This is a genomic window from Glaciimonas sp. GG7 (genome assembly GCF_052976905.1).
This window is the reverse complement of the sequence record NZ_JBRIIQ010000056.1, coordinates 18044-27210: the sequence shown is the minus strand read 5'-3', so window position 1 is coordinate 27210 and position 9167 is coordinate 18044. Positions and strand designations below refer to the sequence as shown.

General features: G+C 51.2%; 8 protein-coding genes and 1 tRNA gene. 2 read left to right on the top strand and 7 right to left on the bottom strand.

Annotated features, from left to right (window positions below):
* Positions 1–375: 375 nt before the first annotated feature.
* The 4 genes from ACVBEF_RS13625 to ACVBEF_RS13610 form a co-directional block, all read right to left on the bottom strand.
* Positions 376–648, bottom strand: coding sequence for a hypothetical protein (locus tag ACVBEF_RS13625; protein ID WP_447124486.1), 273 nt, complete (start codon positions 646–648; stop codon positions 376–378).
* A gap of 40 nt (positions 649–688) precedes the next feature.
* The gene (locus ACVBEF_RS13620; RefSeq protein ID WP_447124485.1) at positions 689–901 is read right to left on the bottom strand and encodes a hypothetical protein; all 213 of its coding nucleotides are present in this window, start codon (positions 899–901) and stop codon (positions 689–691) included.
* A 38-nt stretch (positions 902–939) separates the two neighbouring features.
* Positions 940–1320 carry a hypothetical protein gene (locus ACVBEF_RS13615; RefSeq protein ID WP_447124484.1) on the bottom strand — a complete coding sequence of 127 codons (381 nt, stop codon included), beginning with the start codon at positions 1318–1320 and terminating at the stop codon, positions 940–942.
* 652 nt (positions 1321–1972) lie between these two features.
* Positions 1973–5461, bottom strand: coding sequence for a pyruvate carboxylase (locus ACVBEF_RS13610; protein ID WP_447124483.1), 3489 nt, complete (start codon positions 5459–5461; stop codon positions 1973–1975).
* A gap of 221 nt (positions 5462–5682) precedes the next feature.
* Here ACVBEF_RS13610 and ACVBEF_RS13605 point away from each other — a divergent pair.
* Positions 5683–6980, top strand: a protein-coding gene (locus ACVBEF_RS13605; RefSeq protein WP_447124482.1) for an IS3 family transposase whose coding sequence is annotated in 2 segments (ribosomal slippage) — positions 5683–6064 and positions 6064–6980 — 1299 coding nt in all. Because the reading frame shifts where the segments join, the coding sequence is not laid out codon by codon here.
* 90 nt (positions 6981–7070) lie between these two features.
* Here the strand turns inward: ACVBEF_RS13605 and ACVBEF_RS13600 are convergent.
* Both ACVBEF_RS13600 and ACVBEF_RS13595 read right to left on the bottom strand, forming a co-directional pair.
* Complete coding sequence (locus tag ACVBEF_RS13600) at positions 7071–7793, bottom strand: hypothetical protein (protein ID WP_447124481.1); 723 nt, start codon at positions 7791–7793, stop codon at positions 7071–7073.
* A gap of 105 nt (positions 7794–7898) precedes the next feature.
* Positions 7899–8309 carry a hypothetical protein gene (locus tag ACVBEF_RS13595; protein ID WP_447124480.1) on the bottom strand — a complete coding sequence of 137 codons (411 nt, stop codon included), beginning with the start codon at positions 8307–8309 and terminating at the stop codon, positions 7899–7901.
* Between the two features lie 235 nt (positions 8310–8544).
* Between ACVBEF_RS13595 and ACVBEF_RS13590 the strand changes: the two genes are divergently transcribed.
* Positions 8545–8841 (top strand): tyrosine-type recombinase/integrase, encoded by a 297-nt coding sequence (locus ACVBEF_RS13590; RefSeq protein WP_447124488.1) that lies wholly within the window; start codon positions 8545–8547, stop codon positions 8839–8841.
* A gap of 76 nt (positions 8842–8917) precedes the next feature.
* On the opposite strand, the gene ACVBEF_RS13585 is transcribed toward ACVBEF_RS13590, so the two are convergent.
* A tRNA-Ser gene (locus ACVBEF_RS13585) sits at positions 8918–9008 on the bottom strand.
* Between the last annotated feature and the right edge of the window lie 159 nt (positions 9009–9167).

Sequence of the window (9167 nt, the reverse complement as noted above, 5' to 3'; positions counted from 1 at the left end):
GGCAGTCGGTGATAGCTTCTCTAAGCGCCCGGTTCATCGAGCACGAATCGATCTCTGCGTCTGTTTGTCACTACCAAGTAATATCGCTGTTTGTTTTATGCTGTTTATTTAGATAAGCAGCTTGTTTTTAAGCTTGCTGGTAAGACGCACTATTTTTGCTAAGGATCTGCCAGCGGCGATCCTGATTTGTTTTCAGTCTTCGTTCTGAAGATTGCCTCGTCTGCTTTCTGTTTCATCTCTACTTTCAAACTCCCCCCTCTTTCGCGCCAACTAGCAAACGAGAGAAGTTGCGCTGGGAAAAATTCGCACACAATCGCTAAGACAAAAAAATACCCCGCAACGCATAACGTTCGGGGCGGCCTGAAAAGCAAAGATTCAAACAGGTTTTTTGGGTAATGGCGGCTTCAAAATAGCAGGCACTTGCGGCGCTGCGCGGTCCGACGCATTGTTCACCGGATTGCTGGTGAGTAAGCTGCTGCCACTGTCGGCTTGCGACTCAACCATTTGCTCGATTCCGGCACCGGGGTCTTCCGTTCCGTCTGCCTGCACAGCGACTTCGTGCAGGATATGGCCAAGAGCAGATGTTTGCTCGGCCTGCAGTTTTGCGTCCCCTTTATCCTTATCGGTATCTGGCTTGCTGACAGGCATTTTCCGCTCCCGCTCTCAACTTGACATCATCAACTGGCCATCATGCCTCAACGCTCCATCCGGCATAGACATCACGCCGATCATCTTCGTACTGCCACTTTGTCGCGCAATCCTCGCACACATAATGGGTCATGATCACGGCAGGCTGTCCCATATTACGCACTTTGACGGGTTCGCCAATTGGCAATAACTTTGCGTGTCCCACCTCTTTACGTTTTCTGAGTTCTATCGCATTACACGCATCACATTGCATATACATTCCTTTTATTTATACCGATACATCAGAACACATTAAGCAGCGTTTGCGTCAATGTCTGCAAGGCTTTCGCGTCCACGTAACGTGATCTCAAACCCAGCGCCGGAGGCAGCAGGAACAATGTGGCCCTTTCTGCCGAGGAACACTTCAACATCAGCTTCAAGCGGGGCCAAAGCATCATTCGAGACGGCACGCAGACCTTCGATACAGCTTTTGACAAACAATGTTTCCTGGCCTTTTTCGGTCAACGTCAGTTGTCCATGTTTTCCATAGGTAATGTATTTCAAGCCTGACAGACGTTTGGTATTACGCGCAACGCAAGCCGTCTCATTCCCCCGCGCAATACCACGCGCGATTTGTCTCAGTGCATCGTATTCGTCTTTGGATAAGCTTTGTACTGTGTTGTTATTGGCCATTACCATTTCCTGTGAAATATTGCTGTTATTTTTAAGTGGCGTCATTCTAACGCAGGGATTACTCAGTTTAGTCGTAGAAAGCTGTTATTCCCAGATATCTGGTGGCGCAGCACAATCCGACGGCGCGCCAAAATAGGGCATTACCCTACCAAAAATCCCACGATCGCCGATGGTAGCTTCTAAGCGCGTGCGTCATGATGTGTCAACGGTAGCTTTTGTGGTGACATGAACCCCATCCTCCACCGTATCGCACCACTGATCACCTCCTTCGCCACCTACTTCCCCGGGTGGTTTTTTTTGGCTAATGATCATCACAGACGACAAAAAAGTGGGCAGTACGATCGGCATTGCTTCCGATCTTACTGACACCACTTTTTGACACCACTTTTTGCATCCAACAACACCGCCCCGGATAACGAGGAGAGTTGATCTGTCTTGGGTTCTCCAAATGGATAATCTGGATTGCGCTTGATATCACAATGGGCTGGGTAAGCGCATCGGTATCAAACTACGTGACCGCGGTAACGGTCTTAGCAAGAACATCTGCTGTTAGAAAAGAGTGTAGGTGGCACAGGGTTTTTACGGAAATACCGATTAGGGATAGGGCTATAAGAAAAACTTATAGGCATCCTATCTCCAACGATTTTCAGTATTAATCCACAAACTCAATCAGCAAATCCTTAGCACTAATCACCGTCCCCGGCTTCACATGCGCATGACCAATCGTTCCATTGCGCTCAGCGCGAATCATGGTTTCCATCTTCATGGCTTCAATCGACACCAGCGGATCACCTTTTTCCACTTTTTGCCCAGCCTTGACCGCCACCGTGACCACCATGCCCGGCATAGGCGCGCCGACATGCTTAGCGTTGCCATCCTCAGCGCGTAAATGGGTAATGGTTTTGACCGCACCTGCGCGATCGATACGGATCAGACGCGGCTGGCCGTTGAGTTCGAAGAACAGCTTGCTCTGTCCGTCGTCAGTGACCTCGGTCTGACCTTGCAGGCGCACTACCAGCGTCTTGCCCTGATCGATATCGATGGAGGTTTCCTGCCCGTCTTGCAAGCCATAGAAAAACACCGGGGTCGGCAGCACGCTGACGTTGCCGTAGTGACGTCGATGTTCTGCGTATTCTTTGAAGACTTTCGGATACATCAGATAGGACGATAGCTCTTGCTCGCTGATGCTGCGCTCGACGGCTTTCTCAGCGTCGGCGCGTGCCAGCACCAGATCGACTGGCGGCAAATGCGCGCCGGGACGACCGACCATCGGTTGTCCGCCTTTGAGAATTTTTTGCTCTAACAATTTAGGGAATCCATCGGCCGGAAAGCCCAGCTCGCCTTTAAACAATGAAATTACCGAGTCAGGAAATGCGACTTCCTTGTCAGGATTACTGACATCAGAAGGCGTTAAATCATTGGCGACCATAAACAGCGCCATGTCGCCCACCACTTTGGAGGTCGGCGTGACTTTTACAATGTCGCCGAACAGTTGATTGACATCTGAATAGGCTTGCGATACCTCGGTCCAGCGATGTGCCAGACCCATTGCGCGTGCCTGTTCGCGCAGGTTGGTGTATTGGCCGCCCGGCATTTCGTGGCGATACACGTCCGACGTACCTGAGCGGATATCGGCCTCAAACGGTGCATAGGCACGGCGTACGCCCTCCCAGTATTGGGATATCCCAAACATCGCCGTCGGGTCTAGTTTTGGATCGCGCTCGGTACCACGCAAGGCAGCTGCAATCGCGCCCAGATTCGGCTGCGAGGTCAGGCCGCTCATCGCATCCATCGCGCCATCGACCGCATCGCAACCGGCTTCGATCGCCGCCAATACGCTGGCGGCGCTGATGCCGCTGGTGTCGTGGGTATGGAAGTGAATCGGCAGGCCGACTTCTTCTTTTAATGCTTTGACCAGCATCCGTGCCGCTTGCGGTTTGCAAATCCCGGCCATGTCTTTGATCGCCAGAATATTCACCCCGGCGCGCTCTAACTCCTTGGCCATGCTGACGTAATATTTCAGGTCGTACTTGACGCGGCTGCTATCGAGCAAATCGCCGCTATAACAGATCGCCCCTTCGCACAACGCCCCGGATTCACGCACGGCATCAATCGCCACGCGCATGTTTTCAACCCAATTGAGCGAGTCAAATACCCGGAATAAATCGATCCCACCCTTGGCCGCCTGGGCGACAAAGTGTTTGACCACGTTGTCGGCATAGTTGGTGTAGCCGACAGCGTTGGAACCGCGCAGCAGCATCTGAAACAGGATATTGGGCACACGCTCGCGCAATTGCACCAGACGCTCCCACGGGTCTTCTTTTAAGAAGCGCATCGCCACGTCAAAGGTCGCCCCGCCCCAGCATTCCAGCGAGAACAAATTCGGCAAGGTACGCGCATAGGCGGGCGCAATGGCCAGCATGTCGGCAGTGCGCATGCGGGTGGCGAACAACGATTGATGGGCGTCGCGCATGGTGGTGTCGGTGAGCAGAATCTGCGGCTGATCTTTCATCCATTGCGCAAATTTATCTGGGCCAAGTGCGATCAGAATATCGCGGCTGCCCGGGGCAATGGGCGCCAACCGGTCGGTCTTCGGGATCAGCGGTGTCGGCAGCGTGCCGGTGGGGTGGACCCGCCCCTTCATCTCTGGATTGCCATTGACGGCCACTTCGCCGATAAAACGCAACATCCGGGTCGCCCGATCGCGCCGTTTAGCAAACTGAAAGAGTGCCGGGGTGGTATCAATAAAGCGGGTAATACACTGGCCGGATTTGAAATCGGGATGATTAATCACGTTCTCAAGGAACTGCAAATTGGTGGACACGCCACGGATACGGAACTCGCGCAGCGCCCGGTCCATGCGCGCAATCGCCTCCTCTGAGCTAGGCGCGTGCGCGGTGACTTTAACCAGCAGCGAATCGTAATAAGGCGTAATCACCGCGCCCGAATAAGCGGTGCCGCCATCGAGACGAATACCGAAACCCGAAGCGCTGCGATACGCAGTCAGGCGACCATAATCGGGGGTGAAATTATTTTCCGGATCTTCAGTCGTGACGCGGCATTGCAGCGCATGTCCATTGAGGCGAATCTCAGCTTGCGCGGGAACGCCGGCGGAATTCTCAGCGCCAATGTTGCCGCCAATGACCGCGCCTTGGGTAATCCGAATTTGCGCCTTGACAATATCGATCCCGGTGACCTGTTCCGTCACCGTATGCTCGACCTGAATCCGGGGATTAACTTCGATGAAATAAAACTTGCCGGTATCGGCATCCATCAAAAATTCAACCGTACCGGCATGCGTATAGTTGACCGCCCGGCCCAGTCGCAAAGCGGCCTCGCACAGTTCGGTGCGCGTTGCGGCATCCAGATACGGCGCGGGGGCGCGCTCCACCACTTTTTGATTGCGACGCTGGACGGAGCAATCGCGCTCAAACAAATGCACCAGATTGCCATACGCATCGCCAAGGATTTGGACCTCAACGTGACGCGCGCGCCGTACCAGTTTTTCCAGATACATTTCATCATTGCCAAAAGCAGCCAGCGCTTCGCGTCGCGCCATCTCTAAATGGCCGGGCAATTCAACCGCCGTTTCGATCACGCGCATACCGCGCCCGCCGCCGCCCCAACTGGCTTTGAGCATCAACGGATAACCGACTTCAGCGGCCATCTTTTGCGCAGCGTCGATATCGTGCGGCAAAGCAGAGGTGGCGGGCATCACCGGCACACCAGCGGCAACCGCGGCGTTACGGGCGGCAACCTTGTTGCCCAGCGTGCGCATGACGGTCGGTGTCGGGCCGATAAAGGCGATCCCGTTGTGTGCGCAGGCTTCGGCAAACTCGGGATTTTCAGACAAAAAGCCGTAGCCCGGATGAATCGCATCGACTTTGGCTTCTTTAGCGATACGGATGATGTCGGCGATATCCAGATAGGCCGCGATCGGCTTCTTGCCCTCCCCCACCAAATAACTCTCGTCGGCCTTAAAACGGTGCAAGGCAAAGCGATCTTCTGCGGCGTAAATGGCGACGGTCCGAATCCCGAGTTCGGCAGCGGCGCGCATGACGCGGATGCAGATTTCAGAACGGTTAGCGATCAGGATTTTGCGAATGGGCGTATGCGAAGGTATCGGGAGTGTGGGGGTCATCATGTTTTAAAAAGGAAATTAAAAACCAGGATTGCATCTAACCAAACAGAGCGTAAAAATTACACACCATAGATTATTCTGGAATCGTATAACTAACCTAATTAAATTTACAAAATTATATTATTTTGTCTCTAATTCGCGGTTCAAATGCAAAAAAGGGGAAACTTGGATTCCCCCTTATTCCCTCACCCTGTCCCGTCCTAAAATAGGTTGTCACAACAATGCCTTATTTTAGGAGGACCAAGATGTCAGAAAGAAAGAAGCGTAGTCAGCGAGATTACAGCCTGGCTTTTAAATTGGAGGTGGTAAGCGCGGTAGAAAAAGGCGAGATCACCTATAAGCAAGCGCAAAAGAAATACGGTATTCAAGGTAAAACCACCGTTTTGGTGTGGTTGCGCAAGCATGGTCAGCAGGACTGGAGTGTGCTTGCCCAATCCCTACAGCGCAAACAATCGCAGGCTATATACCAGACAACAGCTCAGCCTCCGACGCCTGAACAACGCATCAAGGCACTCGAAACCGAGCTTGAGAGCGCGAAGATGCAGTCCTTATTATTGAAGACCATGCTTGAGGTGATGGTCAAGGAGCACGGGGTGACACTGGCAAAAAAGCCTTCGCCCGGGCCACTGACCTCCTGCGGGAAAAAGAAGGGCTGAGTATTACGAAGGCCTGTCAGTTGCTCGGGATTAGCCGACAAACGTATTACAAACGTATCGGCGCGCAGGTAGCGCTTGCCGCTCGCAATAGTACTGTGCAAAGTATGGTCACGCAGGTACGTCTGAAGCAGCCGCGCATCGGTACGCGCAAGTTACATTATTTGTTAAAGGATCGCATCGCTGAGGCGGGGATCAAGCTTGGACGCGATGGCTTGTTTCGTAGTTTGCGTATGTCGCATATGCTGGTCAAACCGAAGCGGAGCTACCACAAGACGACCGATTCGAGACATTGGATGTTCAAGCATCCTAACCTGATTAAAGATGCCCCCAAGCCCGGCATGGCCGAGCAGCTATGGGTGGCTGATATTACCTATATCGATACGCGGGAAACGACGGCCTACCTGAGTCTGGTCACGGATGCGCATTCACGCAAAATCATGGGACATCATCTGCATCCGACATTACACACCGATGGCGTTGCAAAGGCATTAAAAATGGCACTCAAGAAAAGAGCTACGGATCAACAATTAATCCATCACTCCGATCGTGGCTTGCAATATTGTTCAGCAGCCTATCAGCGACTGCACCAGAGTCACGACGTTTTATGCTCCATGACAGATGGTTACGATTGCTATCAAAATGCCTTGGCTGAGCGGATTAATGGCATCATCAAAAATGAATTTCTCACAGTCAAGCCAGACAATTTCGCCCAAGCAGCGATCATGATCGATCAGTCTATACAGACCTACAACCACGAAAGGCCGCATCTCGCACTGCAATACAAAACGCCCGATGCAGTGCATCAGGCGTCTGTTTTTAATGCAGTTAAATCCAGAAAAATCTCTACAAAGAAAAAAGGCTAAATTTGTAAACCTATTTTAGGACGGGACACCCACCGCTAAAATACTTCCGCTCAGACAGATGGGGCAAACAGTTTCAAATGGTGTGTTTCTTTATTTGCCCAAAATTACCAAAGTATGGTTCCAGTCCTCAGCCCATACGTCCAAAAAATCATGCGTATTAAATGCTCTTTTCAGATGTGGCATCGACACCCGATAGACATCATTTAACCCCAGCGCCAACGTAACCGGATTCCACACAATCTTGTTTTTTGATTTTTTTGTGCTGCTTTTTACCCTTGCACCATCATCGCCAAATATGCCCCCGGCACTGTCGAGGGCCTGTCCTAAATCAATTTTCATCAGACTGGAAAATGCAATTAATACCTGCTCTTTGCTGATGCCGGCTTGAGACTCTTTTACGGTCTCAACGTCGACTAATTCTAGCTCGGGTTTAGGTTCAGCTTCGCGTTTCAGCTTAGTCACTAGGCGCTCCAGATCCTTCTTCAGAAAACGCAATTCATGCAAATCCCGCCGAAAGCCAGGAGGGTTGAGCTTGGCCACGATTCTATAGACGTCCTTCGTCATCGTAATCAGCACATCGGCGCTTCCGGCAGCAAGGCGTTGCGTGTCGCCCTCAAAAAAAATCGGCGCTGCATAACCGCCGTTGGCGTCACCAAATAACGCAGGATAATCGGGGTCGTAGTCCAGCCAGACGTAGGGAATCAAACCGCTTTCTATCATGCGCGCTAAGGTCCATGGCGCAGCGGTTTGCTCGCTTAGCCAGTGGCAGGCTTGGGCTGTTGTTGCTCGGAAAGGGAGTTCGGTGGTTGTCATTTTTGTTTCTTTACATCTGAAAATTATATTGCAGAAAAATGGTTGGCTGGCTTGAACAGCGCCTTGAATGACTCCGGCAGCTGAAACATGGGCAGCACTGACATTTCACTGCATCATAGAAGTATTCGGGGACTGGAAATTAACACACAACGCGGGAAACACAGCCTCATAAATTTCATCGTTTCCACACACCAATACCAATGCCGACTGATGGGGTGCTTCACGCAACAATTCACGTACTTGGTCCCGTGCGATATCGACGTCTTCCATTTGTGCAAAGACAGGCGGCATCGCCGTCGCATGAACAAGTTGTTGCTGCTCGATAACGCGCCTGATAATTTTCAGACCACGTAGCGTTACATACGCTTTCCCCACCATTGGTCCGATTGTTTTTCCGACAATAAGGCCAACCACAACATTCTTATCGTCTATAAGGGTATCAAAGGCCATCAACGGAACCTGATTTTCCGGCTCTTCCCAATCTGCCGTAGGCAAAAAAGTACTAATTACTCTCATCTTATATTTTCTATGAACGGTCATCGTCGACCACAAGCGACCATTCTTACACAGGGATGACATTGATCATCTATTCCGTCACCGTCCGCCGTGATCAGCAACAATTTCACCACACCAAAATCGGCCAACACTGCTGCGCTGTACACATGCATGCACCAGAGCATTTCGGCCGGTGCTAAGTTTTCATCAAACCAATTTAAGGAGCGAACGTTCTATTTAAACCTAGACCCCCCGTATTCTCACCATACACTCACGAATTTTAGTTTGCGTTCGCAGGCTTAATCGGGAGACGCCAAAGATTACTATTCAGCGTTCATTTATGGCGGCCAGAGTGCGGTGTGGGATACCCGGCATACGATTTCATGATCTGCGCCATAGCGCAGCCAGTGAATTAATTAATGCCGGAGTTGACCTATATACAGTAGGTCGAGTGCTTGGGCATAAAGACCCGAGAAGTACACAAAGATATTCACATTTGGCGATCGATACGTTGACCGTTGCGGTAAGCAAAATAGGGAAGAAATCCCCATGATGGTCAATATTTCCCCCACCACCAACAAAAAACGCCCCGATGAAGGAGCGTTTGAGTTGACGTAAGTCATTGATTCTGGAGGAGAAGGTGGGATTTGAACCCACGTTACAGCATAACTGTAAACCAGATTTCGAGTCTGGCGCATTCGACCACTCTGCCACTTCTCCTTATTGGTGCTTTGCTGCGTGGTCTGCAGCAAAGCACAATATTATAGCAGAGTATCTTATCCCTGAAACGCCTTTTTAAGCCTTGTCGGCAAATAGGATTGACATCCATATTTGCCTTCTTTAGCAGGATCGGTGGTACATAGTTTCAACGCCGATTTT

What these genes read in the sequence shown, in the direction of transcription:
- ACVBEF_RS13625 (WP_447124486.1), bottom strand. Translation starts at nt 648, where the DNA reads ATGCCTGTCAGCAAGCCAGATACCGATAAGGATAAAGGGGACGCAAAA.
- ACVBEF_RS13620 (WP_447124485.1), bottom strand. Translation starts at nt 901, where the DNA reads ATGCAATGTGATGCGTGTAATGCGATAGAACTCAGAAAACGTAAAGAG.
- ACVBEF_RS13615 (WP_447124484.1), bottom strand. Translation starts at nt 1,320, where the DNA reads ATGGCCAATAACAACACAGTACAAAGCTTATCCAAAGACGAATACGAT.
- ACVBEF_RS13610 (WP_447124483.1), bottom strand. Translation starts at nt 5,461, where the DNA reads ATGACCCCCACACTCCCGATACCTTCGCATACGCCCATTCGCAAAATC.
- ACVBEF_RS13600 (WP_447124481.1), bottom strand. Translation starts at nt 7,793, where the DNA reads ATGACAACCACCGAACTCCCTTTCCGAGCAACAACAGCCCAAGCCTGC.
- ACVBEF_RS13595 (WP_447124480.1), bottom strand. Translation starts at nt 8,309, where the DNA reads ATGAGAGTAATTAGTACTTTTTTGCCTACGGCAGATTGGGAAGAGCCG.